At 68.1% G+C, this 23,781-nt stretch carries 20 protein-coding genes; 9 read left to right on the forward strand and 11 right to left on the reverse strand.

The window, feature by feature from the left end; all coding sequences use genetic code 11:
- The first annotated feature begins 157 nt into the window (after positions 1-157).
- From KU887_RS25390 to KU887_RS25400, 3 genes are all read left to right on the forward strand, one after another.
- The gene (locus KU887_RS25390; protein WP_258255824.1) at positions 158-2,497 is read left to right on the forward strand and encodes a phosphocholine-specific phospholipase C; all 2,340 of its coding nucleotides are present in this window, start codon (positions 158-160) and stop codon (positions 2,495-2,497) included.
- Between the two features lie 276 nt (positions 2,498-2,773).
- On the forward strand, positions 2,774-3,043 hold the full coding sequence (locus KU887_RS25395) for a hypothetical protein (RefSeq protein ID WP_012493620.1): 270 nt from the start codon (positions 2,774-2,776) through the stop codon (positions 3,041-3,043).
- A gap of 154 nt (positions 3,044-3,197) precedes the next feature.
- Entirely contained in the window at positions 3,198-4,190 is a 993-nt protein-coding gene (locus tag KU887_RS25400) for a DedA family protein/thiosulfate sulfurtransferase GlpE (protein ID WP_006490157.1), read from the forward strand.
- 61 nt (positions 4,191-4,251) lie between these two features.
- Here the strand turns inward: KU887_RS25400 and KU887_RS25405 are convergent, their stop codons facing one another.
- From KU887_RS25405 to KU887_RS25435, 7 genes are all read right to left on the reverse strand, one after another.
- Entirely contained in the window at positions 4,252-5,718 is a 1,467-nt protein-coding gene (locus tag KU887_RS25405) for an OprD family porin (RefSeq protein WP_034178623.1), read from the reverse strand.
- A gap of 165 nt (positions 5,719-5,883) precedes the next feature.
- Entirely contained in the window at positions 5,884-6,903 is a 1,020-nt protein-coding gene (locus KU887_RS25410) for an ABC transporter ATP-binding protein (protein ID WP_034203162.1), read from the reverse strand.
- Positions 6,900-7,892 carry an ABC transporter ATP-binding protein gene (locus KU887_RS25415; protein ID WP_048988809.1) on the reverse strand — a complete coding sequence of 331 codons (993 nt, stop codon included), beginning with the start codon at positions 7,890-7,892 and terminating at the stop codon, positions 6,900-6,902. The genes KU887_RS25410 and KU887_RS25415 overlap by 4 nt, the downstream gene beginning before the upstream one ends.
- Positions 7,893-7,894: 2 nt before the next feature.
- The gene (locus KU887_RS25420; RefSeq protein ID WP_006490122.1) at positions 7,895-8,797 is read right to left on the reverse strand and encodes an ABC transporter permease; all 903 of its coding nucleotides are present in this window, start codon (positions 8,795-8,797) and stop codon (positions 7,895-7,897) included.
- Between the two features lie 13 nt (positions 8,798-8,810).
- Positions 8,811-9,749 carry an ABC transporter permease subunit gene (locus KU887_RS25425; RefSeq protein WP_006490137.1) on the reverse strand — a complete coding sequence of 313 codons (939 nt, stop codon included), beginning with the start codon at positions 9,747-9,749 and terminating at the stop codon, positions 8,811-8,813.
- An 11-nt stretch (positions 9,750-9,760) separates the two neighbouring features.
- Positions 9,761-11,374: a peptide ABC transporter substrate-binding protein gene (locus tag KU887_RS25430; protein WP_012493623.1), complete on the reverse strand. Its 1,614-nt coding sequence runs from the start codon at positions 11,372-11,374 to the stop codon at positions 9,761-9,763.
- 179 nt (positions 11,375-11,553) lie between these two features.
- Complete coding sequence (locus KU887_RS25435) at positions 11,554-12,132, reverse strand: cupin domain-containing protein (RefSeq protein ID WP_006490124.1); 579 nt, start codon at positions 12,130-12,132, stop codon at positions 11,554-11,556.
- A gap of 496 nt (positions 12,133-12,628) precedes the next feature.
- On the opposite strand from KU887_RS25435, the gene KU887_RS25440 reads away from it, so the two are divergent.
- Entirely contained in the window at positions 12,629-14,149 is a 1,521-nt protein-coding gene (locus tag KU887_RS25440) for a peptide MFS transporter (RefSeq protein ID WP_006490183.1), read from the forward strand.
- Positions 14,150-14,269: 120 nt separating this feature from the next.
- Positions 14,270-14,476: a hypothetical protein gene (locus tag KU887_RS25445; RefSeq protein ID WP_006490170.1), complete on the forward strand. Its 207-nt coding sequence runs from the start codon at positions 14,270-14,272 to the stop codon at positions 14,474-14,476.
- Between the two features lie 42 nt (positions 14,477-14,518).
- Here KU887_RS25445 and KU887_RS25450 read toward each other — a convergent pair whose 3' ends face one another.
- The 3 genes from KU887_RS25450 to KU887_RS25460 all read right to left on the reverse strand — a co-directional run bounded on the left by KU887_RS25450 (position 14,519) and on the right by KU887_RS25460 (position 17,274).
- Positions 14,519-15,643 (reverse strand): OpgC domain-containing protein, encoded by a 1,125-nt coding sequence (locus tag KU887_RS25450; protein ID WP_006490174.1) that lies wholly within the window; start codon positions 15,641-15,643, stop codon positions 14,519-14,521.
- Between the two features lie 418 nt (positions 15,644-16,061).
- Positions 16,062-16,961: an EamA family transporter RarD gene (gene rarD / locus KU887_RS25455; RefSeq protein WP_043204482.1), complete on the reverse strand. Its 900-nt coding sequence runs from the start codon at positions 16,959-16,961 to the stop codon at positions 16,062-16,064.
- A 16-nt stretch (positions 16,962-16,977) separates the two neighbouring features.
- On the reverse strand, positions 16,978-17,274 hold the full coding sequence (locus tag KU887_RS25460; RefSeq protein ID WP_006480292.1) for an acylphosphatase: 297 nt from the start codon (positions 17,272-17,274) through the stop codon (positions 16,978-16,980).
- A gap of 152 nt (positions 17,275-17,426) precedes the next feature.
- Between KU887_RS25460 and hpnA the strand changes: the two genes are divergently transcribed.
- Positions 17,427-18,434, forward strand: a complete 1,008-nt coding sequence (hpnA, locus tag KU887_RS25465) for a hopanoid-associated sugar epimerase (RefSeq protein ID WP_006483842.1) — start codon at positions 17,427-17,429, stop codon at positions 18,432-18,434.
- 108 nt (positions 18,435-18,542) lie between these two features.
- Positions 18,543-19,940 (forward strand): phage tail protein, encoded by a 1,398-nt coding sequence (locus KU887_RS25470; RefSeq protein WP_124634021.1) that lies wholly within the window; start codon positions 18,543-18,545, stop codon positions 19,938-19,940.
- Positions 19,941-20,048: 108 nt separating this feature from the next.
- Here KU887_RS25470 and KU887_RS25475 read toward each other — a convergent pair whose 3' ends face one another.
- Positions 20,049-21,236, reverse strand: a complete 1,188-nt coding sequence (locus KU887_RS25475; protein WP_006494339.1) for a glycosyltransferase — start codon at positions 21,234-21,236, stop codon at positions 20,049-20,051.
- 402 nt (positions 21,237-21,638) lie between these two features.
- Here KU887_RS25475 and ispH point away from each other — a divergent pair, with 402 nt between their 5' ends.
- Together ispH and hpnH are read left to right on the forward strand one after the other, a co-directional pair.
- Positions 21,639-22,580 (forward strand): 4-hydroxy-3-methylbut-2-enyl diphosphate reductase, encoded by a 942-nt coding sequence (ispH, locus tag KU887_RS25480; RefSeq protein WP_006485062.1) that lies wholly within the window; start codon positions 21,639-21,641, stop codon positions 22,578-22,580.
- A gap of 12 nt (positions 22,581-22,592) precedes the next feature.
- Positions 22,593-23,753, forward strand: a complete 1,161-nt coding sequence (hpnH, locus tag KU887_RS25485) for an adenosyl-hopene transferase HpnH (RefSeq protein ID WP_006480287.1) — start codon at positions 22,593-22,595, stop codon at positions 23,751-23,753.
- Positions 23,754-23,781 lie beyond the last annotated feature (28 nt).

Consider the following 23,781-nt stretch of genomic DNA (forward strand, 5'->3'; position numbering starts at 1 on the left):
CCGCGCGACGTCGCGCATCGGGCGATGCGCGCACCGCCGCAACAGGCGTCCGATGCGCCCAACGCGCACGCATCGCCGGTCGTTCCGGCGCGAGACGACGCCCGGGCACCGCCAGACGAACGCACGAACGCTCCCACCCTCACAGGATCCGAACGCCATGACGTCACGCCGCAAATTCCTTCAGCAAACCGCCGGTTCCGGCCTCGCCGCCGCCGCGCTGTCCGCGTTTCCGCCAAGCATCCGCCGCGCGCTCGCGATTCCCGCCTTCCACGAAACGGGGACCATCCAGGACGTCAAGCACGTCGTGCTGCTGATGATGGAGAACCGTGCGTTCGACAGCTACTTCGGCACGTTCAAGGGCGTGCGCGGCTACGGCGACCGCTTCGCGGTGCCGTCGCCGAACGGCCGCGACGTGTTCTACCAGGCGTACACGAAGGCGACGCCCGCCGCGACCGTGACGCCGTATCACCTCGACGCGCGCCAGGGCAACGCGCAGCGCGCGGGCGGCACGCCGCACACGTGGGCCGATGCGCAGGCCGCGTGGGACCACGGCCGGATGAACCGCTGGCCCGACGCGAAGACGCCGCTGTCGATGGGCTACTACGACGCGGCCGAGGTGCCGTTCCAGCGCGCGCTCGCCGATGCGTTCACGCTGTGCGACCACTACCACTGCGGGATGCACACGGGCACGATCGCGAACCGCCTGTTCTACTGGAGCGGCACCAACGGCCCGAACGGCATCAGCCCGGCCGACGGCAACCGCGTGAAGATCGCCGCGCTGAACAACCAGTTCAACGGCGGCAACGACATCGGCCCGTCGAGCCAGGGCTGGACCTGGACGACCTATGCCGACCGGCTGCAACAGGCCGGCGTGAACTGGAAGGTCTACCAGAGCCTGATCGACAACTTCGGCTGCAACGAGATGATGAGCTTCCGCCACTGGCGCGCGGCGATCGAGCAGATGCCGGCCGCGCGCCGGCCCACGTACGTCGCGTCGACCGACATCACGCAGCCGGTGACGGCGGCCGGCGCGTTCTACGATCCGGCGATCGACGACCCGCTGAGCCCGCTCGCGAAGGGCTTCGGCAACACGATGCCGTACGGCTTTCTCGAGACGTTCCGCGACGACATCCGCAACGGCAAGCTGCCGGAAGTGTCGTGGATCATCCCGCCGTCCGCGTACAGCGAACACCCGGGGCCGTCGAGCCCCGCGCAGGGCGGCTGGTACGTGCAGGCCGTGCTCGACGCGCTGACGGCGAACCCGGAGGTCTGGAGCAAGACCGTGCTGCTGGTCAACTACGACGAGAACGACGGTTTCTTCGACCACATGCCGTCGCCGGCCGTGCCGTCGCGCAACCCCGACGGCACGCTCGCGGGCGGCCATACGCTGTCGGCCGCCGACGTCGCGGTCGAATACCACGACTTCACGCCGGCCACGTCGAGCCAGCCGGCCGTCGACGGCCGTCCGTACGGCCCGGGCCCGCGCGTGCCGATGTGGATCGTGTCGCCGTGGAGCCGCGGCGGCTGGGTCAACTCGCAGGTGTTCGACCACACGTCGACGCTGCGCTTCCTCGAGAAGCGCTTCGGCGTCGCGGAGCCGCAGATCAGCGCGTACCGCCGCGCGGTGTGCGGCGACCTGACGAGCGCGTTCAACTTCCGCACGCCGAACAACGAGCCGCTGCCGACGCTCGCGGGCCGTACGACGAAAAGCCAGGTCGACGCGCTGAGCGCCGCGCAGCAAACCGCGCCGAAGATCGTGCCGCCCGCCACGCCCGCGCTGCCGACGCAGGCGACCGGCGTGCGCCCGTCGCGCGCGTTGCCGTACGAACTGCACGCGAGCGCGCGCACCGATGCCGGCGCCGGCACGGTCACGCTGAAGTTCGCGAACACCGGCCATGCCGCCGCCGTGTTTCACGTCTACGACAAGCTGCACCTCGACCGGCTGCCGCAGCGCTACGTCGTCGAGCCGGGCAAGACGCTGCACGGCGACTGGGCCGCGCGCGCCGACAATGGCGGCAAATATGACCTGTGGGTGCTCGGCCCGAACGGCTATCACCGCCGCTTCACCGGCGACCTGAGCCGTCTGGCCGGCGCGCGTGCGCCGCACCCCGAAGTGCGCGTCGGCTATGCGGGCGCGAGCGGCAACCTCCATCTGCGGCTGCGCAACGACGGCGGCGGCACGGTGCGCTTCACGGTGAAATCGAACCAGGTCTACGGGCCGCTGTCCGGGCGCGGCGGAAACGACGACCGCGGCAACGGTCATGGCCACGGCACCGACAACGCCACCGGCCACGGCACCGGCACCACCTGGACCGTCACGGTGCGCGCCGGCGACCAGTCCGAGCTGCACTGGAAGCTCGACTCGACCGGCCACTGGTACGACTTCATCGTCACCGCCGACAGCGACGCGAGCTTCTCGCGCCGCGTGGCCGGCCGCGTGGAAACCGGCTGCCACTCGGTGAGCGACCCGGCAATGGGGCTCGCCGACCGCTTCTGACGCCGCCGCGGCGACGCGCGGCGCAGCGCGTGTCGCCACCCGCGCCGGCGTAGCCGCGAACGCCGCTCGGGCACCGGTTTCACCCGGTGCCCGATCCGGCTGAGACGCCCGCCCGGCGCGGCTCAAACATCAGAGGGATCGGTGGTGCAGCCCTCATTTCACCCCCACGAAAATGCTCCGTGTCGCGGCCCGTTCGCGTTAAACTGCGTCAAGCCGTATTCAACAAAGACATCTTTGCCGCTCCGGCATCCACGACACGATACGAGGATAGGTTCGATGCGCACTACCGGCTCATCCGGGGCAATGACCCTGCTCACCGAACACGACCCGGCCGACGGCCGCGAACTGCGCTCGCTCCGGCTCGAAGCGACCGGCGACGGCAAGAGCGTGCTGCTGATCGAGATCGACGAACGCAAGCCCGGCATCCATCGCGAGGTCCGCTACGAGATCACGCCGGCCGAACTGATCGCGGCGATCCGCTCGCACGGCGCCGAGTTGCCCGGCGAAAACCATGGCGCCGCCTCGCTCGCCCGCACGCCTTCCTGATTCCGGACGGTGAGCCGCGTGCCACGCGCCGGCTCACCGACATCCCCCTGCCGCCGTCAGGCGCTTTCCGTCATTCCCGCCGCTGCCTTGAAAAAGGCCGATAATCGGCCCATCTGCATTTCCTGCCCACGCGTTTCCTTTTCGGCCAGCCGTCATGCTCCGTGACCTCGTCGCCCAGTACGGGCCGCTTCTCGTGTTCGCCAACGTGCTCGCGGCGGCCATCGGCCTGCCGGTGCCCGCGATGCCGACGCTCGTGCTGTTCGGCGCGATGTCCGCGATGCATCCGGCGATGATCGGCTCGCAACTCGTGACGGTCGTGGCGCTGTCCGTGCTCGGCGCGCTGATCGGCGACACGGTCTGGTACGTCGCCGGGCGGCGTTACGGCGGCACGACGCTGAAGACGATCTGCCGGCTGTCGCTGTCGCGCGATACCTGCGTGAAAAAGACCGAGCGCTTCTTCGGCCGCTACGGCGTGCGCGTGCTCGCGGTCGCGCGCTTCATTCCGGGGTTGTCGCTGGTGTCGGTGCCGATGGCCGGTGCGCTCGGCACGCGCTACCGCACGTTCGCCGGCTACGACGCGCTCGGCGCCGCGCTGTGGACGATCGTCGGGCTGATGGCCGGCCTCGTGTTCTACCGGCAGATCGACTGGCTGTTCGCCGGCGCGAGCCGCCTCGGCCGTGCGGTGCTGCTGGTGATCGTCGCGCTGCTCGCCGTCTATGCGGCCGTGCGGTGGATGCGCCGCCGCGCGCTGATCCGCCAACTCGCGAACGCGCGGATCGGCGTCGACGAGCTCGACGTGCTGCTGCGCGACACTGCCGCCCCGGTGGTGCTCGACGTCCGCTCGCCCGAGCACCGCAAGCTCGACCCGTTCACGATTCCCGGTGCGCAGTTCGCCGACGAGCGCCAGATCGGCGACATCGTCGCGCGCTATCCGCTCACGCAGAAGTTCGTCGTCTATTGCTCGTGCCCGAACGAAGTGACGGCCGCGCTGATGGCGAAGCGCCTGCTCGATGCAGGCTTCACCGATGCGCTCGCGCTGCGCGGCGGCCTCGACGCATGGCGCGACACGGGCCGCCAGCTCACGTCGCTCGTGGAAGAAACACCCGCCGCGAACGATGCCGTAGCGGGATGGCACAAGCCGGCCTGATCGCACCGATCGCGGGCCGGCCGCACCGGGTCCGGACAGGGGGCGTTGCGCCCCCTTCGCATCAGAACGCGTGCAGCGGCAGGTTCACGACCAGACGGTATTCCTTGTTGGTCGCGTCCGAGTAGTGGGACGAGCCGTTGTGCCACATCGCGATGAACGTGACCTTCGTGTCCTTCAGCTTGCCGCTCTGGAACGTGTACGACGGGATGAAGCCGAACTCGTGGTGACGGCCCTGCACCGGCGCGCCGTTGCTCCAGTAGATGCTCGACTTGCTCGGGTCGTTCGCCGCACCCGCGCTGCCGTCCGCGCCCCAGCCCGTCACGCCCCACACCATCGCCTTGAAGCCCGGCAGGCCCGCTTCCTTGCCGTAGAACGTGTAACGCAGCTGCAGCGACTTTTCGTGCGGCGCGTTGTAGTCGACGTCCATCGAGTTGGTCAGGAAGATGCCGTTCGTTTCGTTCAGGTAGTCGAAGAACTGGTCGCCGAGCACCTGCTGGAAGCCGAGCAGCAGCTCGTGCGGGCCGTGCTGCGCGGCCACCGACAGGCTGTACGCGTTGTTGTTGATCTTGCCCTGCAGCGCATCGCCCGTGTCGTGCGTCGAGTAGACGTTGCCGAAGCCGGTCCACTTGATCGTCTGCGGGCTGCCGATGCTGTGCTTCACCGACGCGTAGTACTGGTGCCACACGTCGTCGGCCTGGTTCGCGTACAGCGCGACTTCGCCGTTCGGCGAGTAGTCCCACGTGCCGCCGACGTAGGTCAGGCGATTGACGCGCGTGCCGCCGTATTGCGTCGTCAGGTTGGTGAGCGTCGTATGACCGCGCGCGTCGGTCTTCGTGAAGCTGCCGGCCTCGAGCATCACGTTCTTGAATTCATTGCTGACGATCGTCGCGCCGAGGAACGTCGGCGGCAGCGCACGGTTGTCGTGCTGCTCCATGAACGGGTTGTCGACGGCCTGCAGACCGTACTTGACCACCGTGTTCGAGATGCGCGCCTTCACGTCGTAGATGCCCGGGTACGCCCATGCAAGCTGGTTCGACCCGCCGCCGCCCTTCGCCACGTGCACCATGTTGCCGGCGCCCGCGCCGCCGTCGAGTTTCAGGCCCGCGTACAGCGACGCGTCCACGCCGAAGCCGATCAGGCCCGCCGTATAGCCGGACTCGAAGTTCGCCATCACGCCCTGGACCCACGCATGGCGGTGCGGCCCGCCCTTGTTGTCGAGGATGTCCGAATAGTTGCGGAACAGGAAGTCGAGATGGCTGTCGGCGATGAAGCCCTTCGATTTCGACTGCGCCGACGGCTCGTCGGGCGGCGTGACGGCCTGGGTCGCCTCGGCGTTGACAATGGCGTTCTGGGTCGGCGCCTGCGCAACGGCCGTGCCCGTACCGGCGGCCGGTGCGGCCTGCGCGACCGTCAGCGGCACCGCGTCGTCCGCGTGCGCGACACCCGTCAGCGAGACGCCGGCGAGCGCCGGCAGTCCCCATGCAAGCAGCATCTTCGATGCCGTCCCGATCGTCTTCTGCTTTTTCATCATCATTCTCGTCTTGTGTTGATATCGTCCACGCCGGTTGCGATCCGCTTCCAGCCCCCCGGCGAGCCCGGCTAAGGACGCGCCTGTACCCGCGGCGCGAAGATCGTTCGCGCCGCACCTACCCCTGTTGACCTGCCTTGGTTATGTTTGCTGCGTCACTTCACATCACGCCGCGCCCGCGCGGATGCACGCGACGCGCGCCGCCGAGCCGTGCCGTACTTCCGGCAGCGGCACGTCCTGCGCGCACGCGTCGATCGCGACCGGGCAGCGCGTGCGGAACGCGCAGCCGGACGGCGGGTTGAGCGGCGAGGGCATCTCGCCCGCCAGCAGCATCGGACGGCGAGCACGCTCGCGCGCCGGCTCCGGCGTCGGCGCCGCATCGAGCAGCGCCTTCGTGTACGGGTGTTGCGGCACGCCGTACACGTCCTGCCGCGTGCCGAACTCCATCACGCGGCCGAGATACATCACGAGCACGCGCTGGCTGATGGCCTTCACCACCGCCAGGTCGTGCGCGACGAACAGATAGGACAACGACAGTTCACGCTGAAGATCGCGCAGCAGGTTCACGATCTGCGCCTGGATCGACACGTCGAGCGCCGATACGGGTTCGTCGCAGATCACGAGCTTCGGCTCGCCGATCAGCGCACGCGCGATGCCGACGCGCTGGCACTGCCCGCCGGAAAATTCATGCGGATAACGCAGCAGGTGATGCGCGTTCAGGCCGACGCGTTCGAGCATCGTGATCACGCGGCGGCGCACTTCGGTGCGGCCGAGGCCGGCGTGATGCGTGACGAGCGGCTCCGCGACGACCTGCTCGATCGTCATGCGCGGGTCGAGCGACGCGAGCGGATCCTGGAAGATCATCTGCACTTCGCGCCGCATCGCGGTGCCGCGCAGGTGATCGGGCGCGACGGCCTGGCCGCGCCATTTCACGGTGCCGGCCGTCATCGGCACGAGGCCGATCAGCGCGCGTGCGAGCGTCGACTTCCCGCAGCCCGATTCGCCGACGAGCCCGACCGTCTCGCCGCGCTTCACGTCGAACGACACACCGTCGACTGCGCGCAGCGTGCCCTTCGGCGACCACGGATAGCCGCCGAGCGGCACGCGGAAATGCACCTTCAAGTTCTCGACGGACAGCAGCGTGTCGTCCGTCGCGCCGGCTGGGCGGCGTTCATCGACGCTCATCGCAGACCTCCCGTCAGATCGGCCACCGGGCGGTGGCACGCGCGCACCGCGCCCGCGGCGCCATAGGTTTCGAGCGCCGGGCGCGCGGCGCCGCAGCGTTCTTCCGCATACGTGCAACGCTTCGCGAACGCGCAGCCGGCCGGCGCGGTGCCGGGCATCGGCGGGTTGCCGGGAATCGCGACGAGCGGCGCATCGTCCGCATCGGTCAGCCGCGGCAGCGCGTTGAGCAGGCCGATCGTGTACGGATGCGACGGCGCCGCGAAAATCGAGTCGGCCGGCGCGTATTCGACGGTGCGGCCCGCGTACATGACCATCACGTCGTCCGCGAGGCCGGCGACCACGCCCATGTCGTGCGTGATCAGCACGATCGCGGTGCCGCGCTCGCGGTTCAGCTCGCGCAGCAGGTCGATGATCTGCGCCTGCACGGTCACGTCGAGCGCGGTGGTCGGCTCGTCGGCGATCAGGATTTCCGGCTCGGACAGCAGCGCCATCGCGATCATCACGCGCTGCCGCATGCCGCCCGAGAACTCGTGCGGATACATGCGGATGCGGCGCGCCGCGTCGGGAATGCGCACCGATTCGAGTGCGTCGATCGCGCGCTTCGTGGCTTCCTTGCGCGACAGCCTGCGATGCAGCTGCAGCGTCTCGGTCATCTGCCGCTCGATCGTCAGGAACGGATTGAGCGACGTCATCGGATCCTGGAAGATCATCGCGATGCGGTCGCCGCGCACCGCGTTCAATGCGCGCGTATCCATGTCGAGCAGGTTGTCGCCGCGGTAGCGCGCGGTGCCGGTCGTCGTGCCGTTGCCGGCCAGCAGGCCGAGCAGCGCCATCACGGTCTGGCTCTTGCCCGAGCCCGATTCGCCGACGATGCCCAGTGTCTTGCCGGCTTCGAGCGAGAACGACACGCCGTTGACGGCGTCGATCGGCGGCGCATCCTTGCGCGTGAAGCGCACGCCGAGATTTTCCACTTCCAATAGAGCTGCCATCTTCAGCGATCCTTCGGGTCGAGCGCGTCACGCAGGCCGTCGCCGACGAAGTTCACGCAGTAGAGCGTCACGCACAGCATGACGGCCGGGGCCAGCAGCAGCCACGGCATCGATTCCAGTTTCTGCGCGCCGTCCTGGATCAGCACGCCCCAGCTCGTCATCGGTTCCTGCACGCCGAGGCCGAGGAACGACAGCACCGATTCGGTCAGCACGATGTTCGGCACCGAGACGGTCGCGTACACGACGACCACGCCGAGCAGGTTCGGCACGACGTGGCGCAGCACGATCGACCCCGGCGACACGCCGATCGCGCGCGCCGCGTCGACGAACTCGCGATTGCGCAGCGACAGCGTCTGGCCGCGCACGACGCGCGCCATGTCGATCCACGAGAACGCGCTGATGGTCAGCACGACCAGCATGAACGAGCGGCCGAACAGGGTCATCATCAGGATCGCGATCAGCAGGTACGGGATCGCGTACATCATGTCGACGACGCGCATCATCACGGAGTCGACGCGGCCGCCCGCGAAGCCCGCGGTCGCGCCCCACGCGACGCCGAACAGGCCCGACACGAGCGTGCCGAGCAGGCCGACCTCGATCGAGACGCGGCCGCCGATCAGCGTGCGCACGAGCAGGTCGCGGCCGAGCTCGTCGGTGCCGAACCAGTGCTGGTTCGCCCAGGTCGGCGGCAGGCTGATCGCGCCCCAGTCGCTCGCGGCGGGATCGGCCGCGAGCAGCCACGGGCCGACGAAGCACGCGAGCGTGATCAGCGCGAGCAGCACGAGGCTGAACACGGCCGCGCGGTTGTGAAGGAAGCGCGCGAACGCCAGCTCGAGCGGCGAGCGCGAACGCGGCGGCGAATCGGTCTGCACGGGCAGGCCGACGACGGGAGTGGTCGGAGTCATCGCTGTGCCTCGCTCAATAACGGATGCGCGGATCGAGCCACGCGTACGCGAGGTCGACCAGCAGGTTGAACAGCACCGCGCAGACGGTCGTCAGCACGACGAGGCCGAGCACCAGCGTGTAGTCGCGGTTGATCGCGCCGTTCACGACGAGCTGCCCGAGGCCCGGCAGCGCGAACACCGATTCGGTGACGACGGCCGCCGTGATCGACGTGATGCAGACCGTGCCGAACAGCGACACGACCGGCATCAGCGCGGGCTTCAGCGCATGACGCAGCACGATCGTCGAGCCCGGCAGGCCCTTCGCCCGCGCGGTGCGGATGTAGTTGCTCGACAGCGTCTCGATCATCGAGCCGCGCATCACGCGCGCGAGCAGCGACACGTTGATGAAGGTCAGCAGCACGATCGGCAGCAGCCGGTATTGCCAGCCGCCGTCGCCCCAGCCACCGGCCGGCAGCCAGCCGTTGCCGGCCGACGTCTTCAGCAGGATCGCGAAGATCCACACGAGCACCGGCCCGAGCACGAACGGCGGCACGACGTTGCCGAAGTTGCCGATCAGCATCACGAAGCGGTCGATCACGCTGTCGCGGCGCACGGCCGCGACGGTGCCGAGCAGCACGCCGAGCACGATCGAGACCGGGATCGATACGCCGCCCACGCCGAGGCTCACCGGCAGCGCCTTCTTCACGAGATCGTTCACCGACCAGTCGACGTAACGGAACGACGGGCCGAGATCGCCGTGCAGCAGCGAGCCGAGATACAGCAGGTACTGCTTCCACAGCGGCTCGTCGAGGTGGTATTTCGCGTTCAGGTTCGCGAGCGTCGCGGCGGACAGCTGCTTCTCCGTATCGAACGGGCCGCCGGGCGTGAAATGCAGCAGCAGGTAGCAGACGGTGATGACCGCGAGGATCGTCGGCACCGCCCACAACGTGCGCCTCAATGCATAGGCCAGCATGATCGCTCCGCTCAGTGCTTGATCAGGTACAGGTCCTGCGAAGCACGCATGTCGATCACGTTCTTCAGCGAATAGCCGCCCACGTAGGGCTTCACGAGACGATCGGCCGAATACTGGAACAGCGGCACCATCGGCGTGTCCTTCATCGCCATGTCGTGCGCCTGCGTGAGCAGCGCGGTGCGCGCCTGGTCGTCGAGCTTCTGGTTGCCTTCGTCGACGAGCGCGTCCATCTGCTTGTTGCAGTAGCCGACGGTGTTCTGCGAGCTGCCGCAGCGGATCAGGTCGAAGAAGGTCATCGCGTCGTTGTAGTCGGCGAACCAGCCGTCGCGCGCGATCTGCACCTTGCCGTCATGCCGCTGCTTCATCAGCACCTTGAACTCGACGTTCTCGAGCTTCGTGGTGATGCCGAGCTTGGTGCGCCATTCCGATGCGGTGAACAGCGCGACCTTCTTGTGCAGGTCGTTGGTGTTGTACGTGAGCGTGAACGACAGCGGCTTCGCGTCCGAGTAGCCAGCCTGCTTCAGCAGGTCCTTCGCGGTCGCGATGCGCTTGGCCATCGGCCACGACGCCCATTCCGGCGTGAACGGCTGCACGCCCTTCGTGCCGTTCGGCATCAACCCGTACATCGGCTTCTCGCCGGCCTGCGTGAGCTTCGACGTCAGCACGTCGCGATCGATCACCATCGACAGCGCCTGGCGCACGCGCTTGTCCTTCAGCGCCGCGTCGCTGTTGTTCAGGTAGTAGTAGTAGGTCGCGAGCTGCAGGCCCGGGCGCAGTTCGGCGCCGAACTGCTTGCTGACCTGCTGGAAGATGCCCGACGGGATCGAGTAGCTGTAGTCGATCTGGCCGGCCTGGTACATGCGCATCGCGGTTTCGTCGCTTTCGATCGGCAGGTACGTGACCTTGTTGATCACGACCTTCGACGCGTTCCAGTACTTCGCGTCCTTCGTCGCCACGATGCGGTTGTTCGGCTGCCAGTCGACGAGCTGGTACGCGCCGTTGCTGACGATGTTGCCCGGGCGCGTCCATGCGTCGCCGAACTTCGCGACCACGTCCTTGTTCACCGGCGCGAGCGGCGCCATCGCGGTCAGTTCGGGGAAGAACGCGACGGGCACGTCGGTCGTCACCTCGAGCGTGTACGGATCGACGGCGCGCACGCCGAGCGTCGACGGCGCGGCCTTGCCCGCGATGATGTCCTTCGAGTTCTTGATGAACTCGACGAGGATCGTGTATTTCGAGCCCGTCTTCGGATCGACGAGGCGCTGCCACGAATAGACGAAATCGGCGGCCGTCACCGGCTGGCCGTTGCTCCACTTCGCGTCGTGGCGAAGCTTGAAGATCCACGTCTGCGGCGTCTTGCGTTCCCACGACAGCGCGACGCCCGGCACGACCTGGCCGGCCGCATCGATGCGCGCGAGCCCTTCGAACAGGTCGAGGCCGATCGTGTTGCCGGTCCACGATTCGATGTGCGCGGGGTCGAGCGACTCGACTTCGGCGGGCACCTGTCGCGTCAGGTCCTGTTGCGGAGCGAGCGTGACGTTGGACGGAACGGTCACGGCGTGGGCGACGGGCGTCGTCAGGGCGAGCGCGGCCAGCACGGCCGACATGGCATGCAAGGATTTCATCGTGGCAGTCTTGAGAAGGTGTGTTCGGTGAGCGTCGCGCGGCGGATGCCGCGGCTTACGCGTGAGACGCTGACGGGTGCAGCGATTGAGGAGGCCCGTGGTTCTCGTATTGCATGTTAGTATTCCTTACATTTCTTTCGACAGGCATCCCGTCGAAGAAACGAAGGAATACCTGTGCGTTAGAACAGCCTCGGTGTCCCGACCCAGACCACCACCGACTCGATCTTCGCGGTGTTGACCCAGCTGTGCGGGACCGTCGACTGATAGTGCGAACTGTCACCGGCCTGCAGGACGAACGTCTTGCCTTCCAGCGTCAGCGACACTTCCCCTTCAATCACGTACAGGAACTCCTCTCCTGCATGTGTCGTCACCTCGGACCGTTTCTGCCCCGGCGGCATCCTCACGAGGATCGCCTCCAGCTGGCGCCCTTCGGACACGTTCGTCAGCCTCGCGAACAGGTTCGTCGAATCGGCGAACCCGAAGAAGCGCAACTGATCGCCTCGGCAGACCGAGCGTTCTTCACTCGGCGTATCCACGAAGTACTGCACCGTCACACCGAGCGCGTGGGCGATACCGGCCAGCGACGTCAGTGACGGCGACGCGAGCCCGCGCTCGACTTGAGACAGAAACGGCTTCGAAATCCCCGCGGCGGTAGCGGTGTCGTCGAGCGTGCGCTTCAGACGTTGGCGCAACGCGCGAATCTTGCTGCCGAGTGCGACAGCGTCTGCCGATCGCGAGTTTTCAGTGGGGGGAACCATAGCAGGCCGAAAAGTGATCGTCAAAAAATGTTTGATGGAAAGTAACTAAGTTAATTAGAGATAGCTTAATCTTCGGGTTCGTACACGTCTTCGGTGTTGAGCCTGGTGCACTAAACAGGGCACGAAGCGAACGAAACGACGCGCTATCTTGCCAGACTCGCCGGCTTCACAGGCAAGCTGCAAGCGGCTCTCCGGGAATCTTCGGAGGACCTGCGCCAATGCTTACAACTAGATGATGAGACGAATGTTGCTGAAAGCTGCTGCCACATCGGGAGTTTCCCTAGGTAGCGCCCACCTGTCGCACCGGACCGGCACCCGCTACCATGCGCGCGCCGGTCGGGGACCTTCCCCGCCCCATCAGGCGGTGTCCGACCCCGGCCCGGGCTAACCGCCCGACTGTTCCATCGCCTGCACAAGCCTATCCGGCCGATTGTGCACCGGCGCCAGTTCGACCCAAGACGACGCGTGATCCGTGCCGTCCGTTTCAACGAGATTGATGATGCATTCACCTGTTTCCCAAACCCGATCGTTTACGACGGTCTTCCTCATCGAAATGTGGGAGCGCTTCGGCTACTACGGCATGGCCGCGCTCCTGGTCCTCTTCATGGTCGACCGGCTCGGCTTCACCGACAGCCACGCGAACCTGACCTGGGGTGCGTTCACCGCACTCGTCTACGCCGCGCCGTCGATCGGCGGCTGGATCGGCGACAAGGTGCTCGGCGCCCGCCGCACGATGATCATCGGCGCGTCGGTGCTGTGCGCCGGCTACCTGATGCTCGCGGTGCCGAACGATCACCTGACGTACATGTATGCGTCGCTCGGCGTGATCGTCGTCGGCAACGGCCTGTTCAAGGCCAACGCGGCGAACCTCGTGCGCCGCATCTACGAAGGCGACGACGCGCGCATCGACAGCGCGTTCACGATCTACTACATGGCGGTCAACATCGGCTCGACGGTGTCGATGCTCGCGACGCCGTGGATCAAGGATCACTGGGGCTGGCACACCGCGTTCGCGGTCTGCTGCGGCGGCATGCTGCTCGCGATCCTCAACTTCATGCTGATGCACCGCACGCTCGCGCACGTCGGCTCGCAGCCGGACGACGAGCCGATCCGCTGGAAGCGCCTCGGCGCGGTCGCGGCCGGCGGCGTCGGGCTCGCGCTGATCACGCTGTACGTGCTGCAGCACAAGCAGCTCGCGGTCGCGAGCGTGTGGACGGCGGCATTCGCGATCCTCGCGATCTTCGCGTACATGATCGCGAAGTCGGAGCGCTCGGAGCGCGCGGGCCTGATCGCGGCGCTCGTGCTGATCGGCCAGGTGATCCTGTTCTTCATCTTCTACGTGCAGATGTCGACGTCGCTGACGCTGTTCGCGCTGCGCAACGTCGATCCGCGCTTCATGCTGTTCGGCACGACGCTGTTCACGTGGAGCGCCGCGCAGTTCCAGGCGCTGAACCCGATCTGGATCATGCTGCTGAGCCCGGTGCTCGTGTGGGTCTACAACGCCGTCGCGAAGGGCGGCCGCGACCTGCCGGTCGCGGCGAAGTACGCGCTCGGTTTCGGCGCGGTCGCCGCCGGCTACCTGGTGTTCACGATCAGCGGCCGCTACGCGGTCGACGGCCGCGTGTCGTCGTGGTTCATGGTGTGGGGCTACGGCCTGTACTCGCTCGGCGAGCTGCTGGTGAGCGGCCTCGGCCTCGCGATGATCGCCCGCTACGTGCCGGCGCGCATGAGCGGCTTCATGATGGGCGCGTATTTCGTCGCGACGGGCGTGTCGCAGTATCTGGGCAGCGTCGTCGCGAACTTCGCGCAGATGCCGTCGCACGAACTGCCGGCCACCGAATCGCTGCCGCTCTACCTGTCGCTGTTCGAGAAGCTCGGCTGGCTCGCCGCGATCGGCATGCTGCTCGCGCTGCTGCTGCTGCCGCTGATGAACCGCCTGTCGCGCCAGCATCAGCGCTGCACCGACGAGCGCCGCGAAGAAGCGCTGCAGGCGCAGGCCGCCACCGCCGCGCAGTAAGGACTATCCCTCGGCGTGCGGCTCGCACGCCACATTCTCCCGCCAGACACGCGAACGCGTCCTACACTGGTTGCAGGCAACGCATCCGCTTCGCGCGATGCGCACTGGCGGGAGAACACGATGAAAAGCAAGACGACGCGGCTTTTGAGGATTCTGTCGGACATCCGGCACGCGCAGCGCTGCACCGCGATGCGCGCCGCCCGGGCCGCGGCCGAAGCCGATGCGGTCCTCGCGGAGCGCGACGACCCGGCGCAGGACGAACGCGAAGACGCCGAATCCGACGACGCATCCGCCACGCCCCGCTCCCGTATCGGGTCACCTCACTGACGCCGCGCGGCGCCTGCCGCGCCGCCCGCATCCGTCGCGCGCCTACGCCGCCGCGCCGCGCCATCGCGCGATCCACGTTCCCGAACCGGCTACCGCCATCATCAGCCCGACCGCGCATGCGTCGGCCACGAGGCCCACGCCGACATGCCGCAGATCGGCGCTGCGCACGGCCGGATGCAGCAGCGAATCGATCACGAGCGAGATCGCCGCGCCCGCGACGAAGCAGATCAGCCCGCGCTGGCCGACCGCCACGACGGGCCGCACGCCCTGTGCGATCCGCGCGATCCAGCCGAAGCGCACGCAATCGGCCATCAGCCACGCGACGGCCGCGAAGCTCACGACGCGCGGCAGCGCGAGATCGCGCTTGAGCACGCCTTCCGGCACCGGCAGCCCCGAGAACAGCTTGTAGCTCGCGCAGCCGAGCACGATCGCGCATGCGAGCCCGGTCGCCGCGGCGCCCCAGCGGCCGAGCGCGATGCGGCGGTAGAACGGCTGGCAGCGCGCGAGCACGCCGGCGACGAACATCAGTTGCCACGCGAACGGGTTGAAGCTCCAGCGGAAACCGTCGGTGTCCAGCAGTTCCGGGCCGAGCCAGCCCGCCGCGAGCCACGACGCGACGCTGAGCGCGACGAGCAGCCACGGATGGCGCCGCGCGAACGGCACCAGCACCGGCGACGCGAGCGCGAACAGCACGTACATCGGCAGCACCGACGCCAGATACGGCTGGCGCTGGAACGTCAGCAGCTCGGCGGCGCCCGTGAGCGGCGACGCGAGCATCACGCTGACGTCGTCGAGCGCGAGGTTCGGCGCATCGATCCCGTAGTGATCGAGCACCACCGACACGACGAGCATCAGCGTCGACGTCGCGAGAAACGCGCGGTAGATCTGCATCGCGCGCCGCACGAAACGCCGCTGCGCGGCGCGCGCGCCGTGCCGCTCGGCGATCGCGCCGTATGCGCTCGCGGTCGCGAAGCCGCCGAGGAACACGAACACCTCGGCCGCGTCGCACAGCGCGAACGCGTGCAGCGTCACGCGCGACAGCACGCTCGCGCCGATGTGATCGACGACGATCATCAACAGCACGAGCCCGCGGAAGAAGTCGATTTCGATCAGGCGGCCGCCGCGCGACGGCTGGACCGTGACGGAAGGCGGCGGGCTCAACGACATGAGCCCACCTGTGCGGCGGCGGTGCGACGCGCACCGTGGAAAGGATCGGGAAAAGGCAGGCGAGCGCGATCGGCGGCGATACGCGTATGCTCGCATCGCGCCAACCCGGCCGGCTTGGCGCGGAGGTGACCGTTCATGGAAAAGCTGCATACGAAGGGAAGTCGGTCAGGCCAGTCTAGTAGCCGATCAGGGGAGACCCTAAGTAACAAAGTGCAACCGAATCTTCTGTTCGATTACAAGCGCGAGCGTTGCGCGGCGAAGCAGGCAGCGTCGCCAGATTCGCGTCAGCGCGTCGCCAGTTGGCGGTCAGGATCGAGGGATTCGGCGGGAGTCGGCGACACAACGCGCGGTGTTCGACGCTCGGATGAAGCGCGCTGCGCGGCGCGTTCCGCGCGGCCGGCGCATCGCGACGATGCGGTTAGCCGCGCGCGGGCAGCCGCCGCATCAGCATCGCGCTGTGCCACGCGGTGAGCGCGACGGCGATCCAGATCGGCCCGTACGTCGCGAGCTGTGCGACGCTCAGCGTTTCACCGAGCAGCAGCAGCGACACCACGACGAGCAGCACGGGCTCGACGTAGCCGAGAATCCCGAACAGCGCCATGGGCAGCATCCGGCTCGCCTTCAGGTAGCTCGCCAGCGCGAGCGTGCTGAGGATGCCGAGCCCCGGCAGCAGTACGGCCCACAGCAGCGGATGGCCGGCGACGCGCGTGGTGCTCGTCGCGACCATCGCGAGCGCGATCGGGCACAGCAGCGCGATCTCGATCGCGAACGCGGCCAGCGAATCGGCGTTGATGCGCCGGCGCAGCACGAAATACGGCGGATAGCCGAGCGCGACGACCAGCGTCGGCCATGCGAACGCGCGCGTCGCCCACACCTCGTGCGCGACGCCGAGCGCCGCACAGGCGACCGCCGCCCATTGCAGCGGGTCGAGCCGCTCGTGATAGTAGAAGCGGCCGACGAGCACCATCGTCAGCGGCAGCAGGAAATAGCCGAGCGACACTTCGAGCATGCGGCCGTGCAGCGGCGCCCACAGGAACAGCCACAGCTGCACGCCGAGCAGCGCCGCGCTCACCGGCAGCGCGATCAGCAGGCGCCAGTCGCGCGCGCTGCGCCGCGCCAGCCCGACGAGCGCCGGCCAGCGGCCGCGCAGCGCGATCAGCGCGAGCGCGCCCGGCGCGGTCCACACGACGCGCCACGCGAAGATGTCGAGGCCCGTGAGCGGCGCGAGCAGTTTCGCGTAAGCCGACATCAGCGCGAACAGCGTCGACGCCATCACCGACAGCATGAGGCCGCGCCCCGCCTCCGGATACCCCGTCATGATCGTTGTGCGCCTCTTACTGCTGCTGGAAGCGTTCGAAGCGCTTCTCGGTCCGGCGTTCCTCGAACGTCACCTCGGTCACGCGCGCGGCGGGCGGCCCGTGGCGAAGCCACGCGAGCATCCGGTCGATCTGCGCGCCGGGGCCCTGGATCATCGCCTCGACGGTGCCGTCCTCGAGATTCGCGACCCAGCCGCGCAGCTTCAGCGCATGCGCCTCGCGCACCGTCGCATGACGAAAGCCGACGCCCTGCACGACGCCGCGCACCCGCACGTAGTAGGTCTCGATCCGTTCGTCCAGCTCATTGCGGCTCATTGCGTCGCCCTCCCGTTGCATTCAAGCCCGGCATTGTAGTCGCGTCGGCCGCTTCGCACACGCGCCGGCGGGGCGTCGCCGCGCACGCCGACCACGTACAATCTCGCCGATGCCCAACCGCCGCGCCGCCCGCGCGGCCCTGAAGGAAACGCATGACTGATACCTCCCGCGATCTCGTTCTCGTCACCGGCGCGTCCGGTTTCGTCGGCTCGGCCGTCGCGCGCATCGCGCAGCAGAAAGGCTATGCGGTGCGCGTGCTGGTGCGCCCGACCAGCCCGCGCACGAACGTCGCGGATCTCGACGCCGAGATCGTCACCGGCGACATGCGCGACGAGGCGTCGATGCGCGCCGCGCTGCGCGGCGTGCGCTACCTGCTGCACGTGGCGGCCGACTACCGGCTGTGGGCGCCCGACCCCGACGAGATCGAGCGCGCGAACCTCGAAGGCGCGGTCGCGACGATGCGCGCGGCCCGCGCGGCAGGCGTCGAGCGGATCGTCTACACCAGCAGCGTCGCGACGCTGAAGGTGACGAGCGCCGGCGATCCGTCCGACGAGAACCGGCCGCTCACGGCCGAGCAGGCGATCGGCGTCTACAAGCGCAGCAAGGTGCTCGCGGAGCGCGCGGTCGAACGGATGATCGCCGACGAAGGGCTGCCGGCCGTGATCGTCAATCCGTCGACGCCGATCGGCCCGCGCGACGTGAAGCCGACGCCGACCGGCCGCATCATCGTCGAGGCCGCGCTCGGCAAGATTCCCGCGTTCGTCGATACGGGGCTGAACCTCGTGCACGTCGACGACGTCGCGCACGGCCACTTCCTCGCCCTCGAGCGCGGCCGGATCGGCGAGCGCTACATCCTCGGCGGCGAGAACCTGCCGCTGCAGCAGATGCTCGCGGACATCGCGCAGATGACGGGCCGCAAGGCGCCGACGATCGCGCTGCCGCGCTGGCCGCTGTACCCGCTCGCGGTCGGTGCCGAAGCGGTCGCGAAGTTCACGAAGAAGGAGCCGTTCGTCACCGTCGACGGGCTGCGGATGTCGAAGAACAAGATGTATTTCACGTCGGCGAAGGCCGAGCGCGAGCTCGGCTACCGTGCGCGTCCGTATCGCGAAGGGCTGCGCGATGCGCTGGACTGGTTCGGCTCGGCGGGCTACCTCAAGTAACACAAAGCGGCGCACCTCGCGCCGCTTTGCGCACTTTGTTACACGTCGCGCGCGGACCGGCATCGGCGCAGCGGTTAAAATCGCGGGTCTTACGCAGAGAAGACACGCATGAACCTGAACGATCAGATCGCTTCGCTCGCCACGGGCGTCGATCAGCTCCTCCACGATCACCACGCCGCGCAGCAGGCGGCACGCAGCGCGGAAGCCTTCGCGCGCGCCGCGGCAGCGGAAGCCCGGGCCGCGGCCGAGCGCCACGCCGCGGCGGAAGCCGACGCGCAGGCCGCCGCGCAGCGCCACACGGCCGCTGCCGCCGATGCCGAAGCCGCGCAGCGGCGCCACGCCGATGCCACCGCCGCCGCCGAAGCGGCCGCCCAACGTCATACGGATGCCGCCGCGCAAGCCGAAGCCGCTTCGCAGCGCCATGCGGAAGCCACCGCGCTGACCGAAGCGCTCGCGCAACGTCACGCGGATGCCGAAGCCGCGTCGCAGCGTCACGCGGCGGCGATCGCCGAAGCCGAGGCCGCCGCGCAGCGTCATCACGCCGCCGCGACCGAAGCCGAAGCGGCCGCGCAACGTCATGCCGCGGCGACCGCCGAAGCGGAAGCCGCCGCGAAGCGCCATGCGGAAGCGACCGCCGAAGCCGAAGCAGCCGCGCAGCGCCACATGGCCGCGATTGCCGAGGCCGAGGCGCTCGCCCAGCGTCACACGCAGGCGCTCGCCGACACGCAGGCCGCCGCCCGGCGTCACGACGAAGCCACCGCGGAGGCGGAAGCCATCACGCAGCGTCACGCCGAAGCGATCGCCCAGGCCGAAGCCGCCGCGCAACGCCACGCCGAAGCGACCGCCGAAGCCGAAGCCCTCACGCAGCGCCACACCGAAGCGATCGCCCAGGCCGAAGCCGCCGCGCAGCACCACGCGAAGGCCATCGCCGACGCCGAGGCGCTGGTCGAGGCCGTCGTCAAGGAAGCCGCGACGAACGCGGTGGCCGCCACGGCGGTGACGGCCGAAGCCGTCGAGCCGGCAGCGGAGCCGGCCGTGCACGCAGTCGCGCCGGTTGCGGCCGAAGCAGCCGAAGTGCCGACTTCAGGCGCCGACGCCGAAACCGCGATCGTCCCGGCGGCGCAAGCCGGCGCCGCGGGTGAAACCGAAACCGACAGCGACACCGTTGCCGCGCCGGCCGACAAGGCGACGCTGCACGTCGCGCGCCCGTCCCAGAACGAACTCACGCTGACCATCAACGGCGAATCGATCACGCTGCATCCGGAGCAACTGGGCCAGTTGATCGAGGAACTCGCGCACGCACGCGCGTCGATGCAGCCGGAGCCGCCGCCCGGCATTCCGGCCGGCTGGCGTTTCGTGACGACGAAGAACCCGATGATGGCCGTGCAGAAGCAGTCGAACGGCGACCGTCTGCTGGTCGCCCGCCACACGGGCTACGGCTGGGTGCCGTTCACGTTCTCGCCGGATGTCGTGGTCCAGATGTACATGATGCTGACCCAGCGGTAAGCGCCGGCATCGGTATACGACACGGCAGAAAATAAAACAGCCCGACCGGTTCGCACCGATCGGGCTGTTTGCTGTCCGGCTGCCGGGAGGCATGCCTCCCGGCCCCGTTCAGCGATCCACCGGCGCCTGCACGCGCGCCTTCCACTGGCCGCCCTTGCCGCGCCAGTAACGCCACGCGGACGCGAACGTCGCACCCACATAGAACAGCGCGACGAGCGGCAGCGCGGGCGCCCACAGCGGCGAGCGCCGGTAGTAGCGCAGCATCGGCGCATACGCGGCGCACATCGACGCCCACGCGAGCCAGGCCGGCCATGCACGCGCGCCGTAGGCGAGCGCGACGACGGGCGGCACCAGATAGATGATCGTCATCCCGAGCAGCGTGCCGGCCAGCAGCAGCGGCGAATAGTGCAGCTGCGTGAACGCGGTGCGCGCGATCATGTTCCAGATGTCGCGCCAGCTGTCGTACGGGCGCAGCGACACGCTGCGATCGGCGAGATCGAGCCGGATCGGATGGCGGCCGCTGCCGCGGTGCTTGATCTGCGCGGCGAGGCTGCAGTCGTCGATCAGCGCGCCGCGAATCGATTCGATGCCGCCCGCTTCTTCCAGCGCCGTGCGCTTCACGAGCATGCAGCCGCCGGCCGCACCGGCCGTCCGGTTGCGCGGGTTGTTGATCCACGAGAACGGGTACAGCTTCGCGAAGAAGAACACGAACGCCGGAATCAACGCCTTTTCCCAGAACGAGTCGCAGCGCAGCCGCACCATCAGCGACACGAGATCGCGACGCTCGGCCTGCGCGCGCGTGACGAGTTGCGCGACGGCGTCGGGCGGATGGCCGATGTCGGCATCCGTCAGCAGCAGGTAGTCGGCCGGCAGGCCGAGCGTCTGCACGGCCGCGATCCCCTGCGACTGCGCCCACACCTTGCCCGACCAACCGGCCGGCAGCGGCTTCGCGGTCAGCACCGTCAGCCGGTCGGCGCGGTTGATCGCGAGCGCGGCCGCGCGGGCCGCGTCGGCGGTGCCGTCGTCGCTGTGGTCGTCGACGATGATCAGATGGAATTCGCCCGGATAGTCCTGCTCGAGCAGCGAAGTCGCCGCGCGAGCGATCACGTCGGCTTCGTTGCGCGCCGGCACCACGGCCACGACGGCCGGCCAGCCCGCCTCGGCCGCCTCGCCGCGAGCCTCGGGCGGCAGCGGCCGCGCGGGCTGCGCGCGCCAGAAGCCGCCGCGCGCGACGAGCAGCACGATCCAGATCACCAGCGACAGGCCGGACACCAGGAAAGCAAGCGCCAGCATCATCGGCCTGCCTCCTGCCGCCCGCCGGCCGGGTAGGAATTAATAGGGGTCGGGAACAAAACGCCCGAAACCGCACGGGCGGAAGGGCAATACGCGTAAGAATCGACGGTCATCGAATGGCCTTGAAATGAGCGCGACGCCGGGCAGCCGGAGCGGCCGCCCGCGAAACCGCGTAGTTTACTGGGTTCCGCGCCCGCCAGCGCCGACGCGGCTCTCCCGCAATTGCAACGGTGCCGACACAGCACCAAAGCACGGACGGCCCGATAGGGTTAAAATGCGCGATTAATTCGGGGTTCCGGGGCCTGGCCGGCCGGTTCGTTCCTGCCTTCATAACATCAAGCCGGGGCGAGCGAGCGAGTGCCAGCTCCTCGAACCCCGGCGTCTGTCGTCGGAGTTCGCTCACCTATGCGAGTCATCCTTGCCCAGCCCCGCGGCTTTTGTGCGGGGGTTGTCCGTGCGATCGAGATCGTCGATCGCGCGCTGCAACAGCACGGTGCGCCGGTCTATGTGCGTCACGAGATCGTGCATAACCGGCATGTCGTCGAAAATCTGCGTAATAAAGGGGCACGATTCGTTGAGGAGCTCGACGAGGTGCCGCACGGCGCTGTCGCGATCTTCAGCGCGCACGGTGTCGCCCAGACGGTCGAGCGCGACGCGCAGACGCGCGGGCTCGACGTGCTCGACGCAACCTGCCCGCTCGTCACGAAAGTGCACGTGCAGGGGCGCCAGTACGTCGCGGCGGGCCGCCGGCTGATCCTGATCGGCCATGCGGGCCACCCGGAAGTCGAGGGCACGATCGGCCAGATTCCGGCCGAGGTGATCCTCGTGCAGAGCGAAGCCGAAGTCGATACGCTGACGCTGCCCGTCGATACGCCGGTCGCGTACATCACGCAGACCACGCTGTCGGTCGACGACACGCGCGGCATCATCGAAGCGCTGCAGCGCCGGTTCACCGACCTCGTCGGCCCGGACACGCGCGACATCTGCTATGCCACGCAGAATCGCCAAGCCGCCGTGCGCGAGCTGAGCGAACAGGTTGACGTGCTGCTCGTCGTCGGTGCGACGAACAGCTCGAACTCGAACCGCCTGCGCGAGATCGGCACCGAAAGCGGTGTGCCGAGCTATCTCGTCGCCGACGGCTCGGAAGTGAAGGCCGAATGGTTCGCGGGCGTGCAGACGGTCGGCCTGACCGCCGGCGCGTCGGCGCCCGAAGAAATGGTCGAGGATGTAATCAGCGCGCTGCGCGCGCTGGGGCCCGTCGATGTCGCGACGATGGCGGGCCGTGAAGAAAAAGTCGAATTCAAGTTGCCGGCGAAGCTCACGCAAGCTGTCGCCCGCGAAGTTTAAGGAGGACATCCCTTGTCTATTCCGCTGCTCCAGCAAGTCCGTGTCGGCGCCTACATCGTGCGCCAGCACCTGTCCGGCAACAAACGCTATCCGCTCGCGCTGATGCTCGAGCCGCTGTTCCGCTGCAACCTCGCGTGCAACGGCTGCGGCAAGATCGATTATCCGGATCCGATCCTGAACCAGCGCCTGTCCGTCGAGGAATGCCTGCAGGCCGTCGACGAGTGCGGCGCGCCCGTCGTGTCGATCGCCGGCGGCGAGCCGCTGCTCCACAAGGAAATGCCGGAAATCGTCAAGGGCATCATGAAGCGCAAGAAGTTCGTGTACCTGTGCACGAACGCGCTCTTGATGGAAAAGAAGATGGACGACTACCAGCCGAGCCCGTATTTCGTCTGGTCGGTCCACCTCGACGGCGACAAGGACATGCACGACCATTCCGTGTCGCAGGAAGGCGTGTACGACAAGGCGGTCGCGGCGATCAAGGAAGCGAAGCGCCGCGGCTTCCGCGTGAACATCAACTGCACGCTGTTCAACGATGCGATCCCCGAGCGCGTCGCGAAGTTCTTCGACACGCTGGGCCCGATCGGCGTCGACGGCATCACCGTGTCGCCGGGCTACGCGTACGAGCGCGCGCCGGATCAGCAGCACTTCCTGAACCGCGACAAGACGAAGAACCTGTTCCGCGAAATCCTGAAGCGCGGCGAAGGCGGCAAGCGCTGGTCGTTCAGCCAGTCGTCGCTGTTCCTCGACTTCCTGGCCGGCAACCAGACGTACAAGTGCACGCCGTGGGGCAACCCGGCGCGTACGGTGTTCGGCTGGCAGAAGCCGTGCTACCTGGTCGGCGAAGGTTACGTGAAGACCTTCAAGGAACTGATGGAAACGACGGAGTGGGACAACTACGGCGTCGGCAACTACGAGAAGTGCGCGGACTGCATGGTCCACTGCGGCTTCGAGGCGACGGCCGTGATGGACACGATCTCGAACCCGCTGAAGGCGCTGCGTGTGAGCCGCAAGGGCATCAAGACCGACGGCCCGTTCGCACCGGACATCTCGATCGCGAAGCAGCGTCCGGCCGAGTACGTGTTCTCGCGCCACGTCGAGATCAAGCTCGAGGAAATCCAGCGCGCCGGCAAGGGCAAGCTGCAGAAGCCGGCGAAGTCGGCAACGGCCGCTTAAGTCGCGCGTTGCGCCGCGAGAAGGTTCG

Origin of the sequence: Burkholderia sp. EMB26, assembly GCF_024730645.1 — a bacterium.
Classification (GTDB): Bacteria; Pseudomonadota; Gammaproteobacteria; order Burkholderiales; family Burkholderiaceae; genus Burkholderia; species Burkholderia cenocepacia.

Excerpts from the sequence above, each read along its gene's own strand:
- KU887_RS25390 (WP_258255824.1), top strand. The coding sequence starts at position 158 with ATGACGTCACGCCGCAAATTCCTTCAGCAAACCGCCGGTTCCGGCCTC.
- KU887_RS25395 (WP_012493620.1), top strand. The coding sequence starts at position 2,774 with ATGCGCACTACCGGCTCATCCGGGGCAATGACCCTGCTCACCGAACAC.
- KU887_RS25400 (WP_006490157.1), top strand. The coding sequence starts at position 3,198 with ATGCTCCGTGACCTCGTCGCCCAGTACGGGCCGCTTCTCGTGTTCGCC.
- KU887_RS25405 (WP_034178623.1), bottom strand. The coding sequence starts at position 5,718 with ATGAAAAAGCAGAAGACGATCGGGACGGCATCGAAGATGCTGCTTGCA.
- KU887_RS25410 (WP_034203162.1), bottom strand. The coding sequence starts at position 6,903 with ATGAGCGTCGATGAACGCCGCCCAGCCGGCGCGACGGACGACACGCTG.
- KU887_RS25415 (WP_048988809.1), bottom strand. The coding sequence starts at position 7,892 with ATGGCAGCTCTATTGGAAGTGGAAAATCTCGGCGTGCGCTTCACGCGC.
- KU887_RS25420 (WP_006490122.1), bottom strand. The coding sequence starts at position 8,797 with ATGACTCCGACCACTCCCGTCGTCGGCCTGCCCGTGCAGACCGATTCG.
- KU887_RS25425 (WP_006490137.1), bottom strand. The coding sequence starts at position 9,749 with ATGCTGGCCTATGCATTGAGGCGCACGTTGTGGGCGGTGCCGACGATC.
- KU887_RS25430 (WP_012493623.1), bottom strand. The coding sequence starts at position 11,374 with ATGAAATCCTTGCATGCCATGTCGGCCGTGCTGGCCGCGCTCGCCCTG.
- KU887_RS25435 (WP_006490124.1), bottom strand. The coding sequence starts at position 12,132 with ATGGTTCCCCCCACTGAAAACTCGCGATCGGCAGACGCTGTCGCACTC.
- KU887_RS25440 (WP_006490183.1), top strand. The coding sequence starts at position 12,629 with ATGATGCATTCACCTGTTTCCCAAACCCGATCGTTTACGACGGTCTTC.
- KU887_RS25445 (WP_006490170.1), top strand. The coding sequence starts at position 14,270 with ATGAAAAGCAAGACGACGCGGCTTTTGAGGATTCTGTCGGACATCCGG.
- KU887_RS25450 (WP_006490174.1), bottom strand. The coding sequence starts at position 15,643 with ATGTCGTTGAGCCCGCCGCCTTCCGTCACGGTCCAGCCGTCGCGCGGC.
- rarD (WP_043204482.1), bottom strand. The coding sequence starts at position 16,961 with ATGACGGGGTATCCGGAGGCGGGGCGCGGCCTCATGCTGTCGGTGATG.
- KU887_RS25460 (WP_006480292.1), bottom strand. The coding sequence starts at position 17,274 with ATGAGCCGCAATGAGCTGGACGAACGGATCGAGACCTACTACGTGCGG.
- hpnA (WP_006483842.1), top strand. The coding sequence starts at position 17,427 with ATGACTGATACCTCCCGCGATCTCGTTCTCGTCACCGGCGCGTCCGGT.
- KU887_RS25470 (WP_124634021.1), top strand. The coding sequence starts at position 18,543 with ATGAACCTGAACGATCAGATCGCTTCGCTCGCCACGGGCGTCGATCAG.
- KU887_RS25475 (WP_006494339.1), bottom strand. The coding sequence starts at position 21,236 with ATGATGCTGGCGCTTGCTTTCCTGGTGTCCGGCCTGTCGCTGGTGATC.
- ispH (WP_006485062.1), top strand. The coding sequence starts at position 21,639 with ATGCGAGTCATCCTTGCCCAGCCCCGCGGCTTTTGTGCGGGGGTTGTC.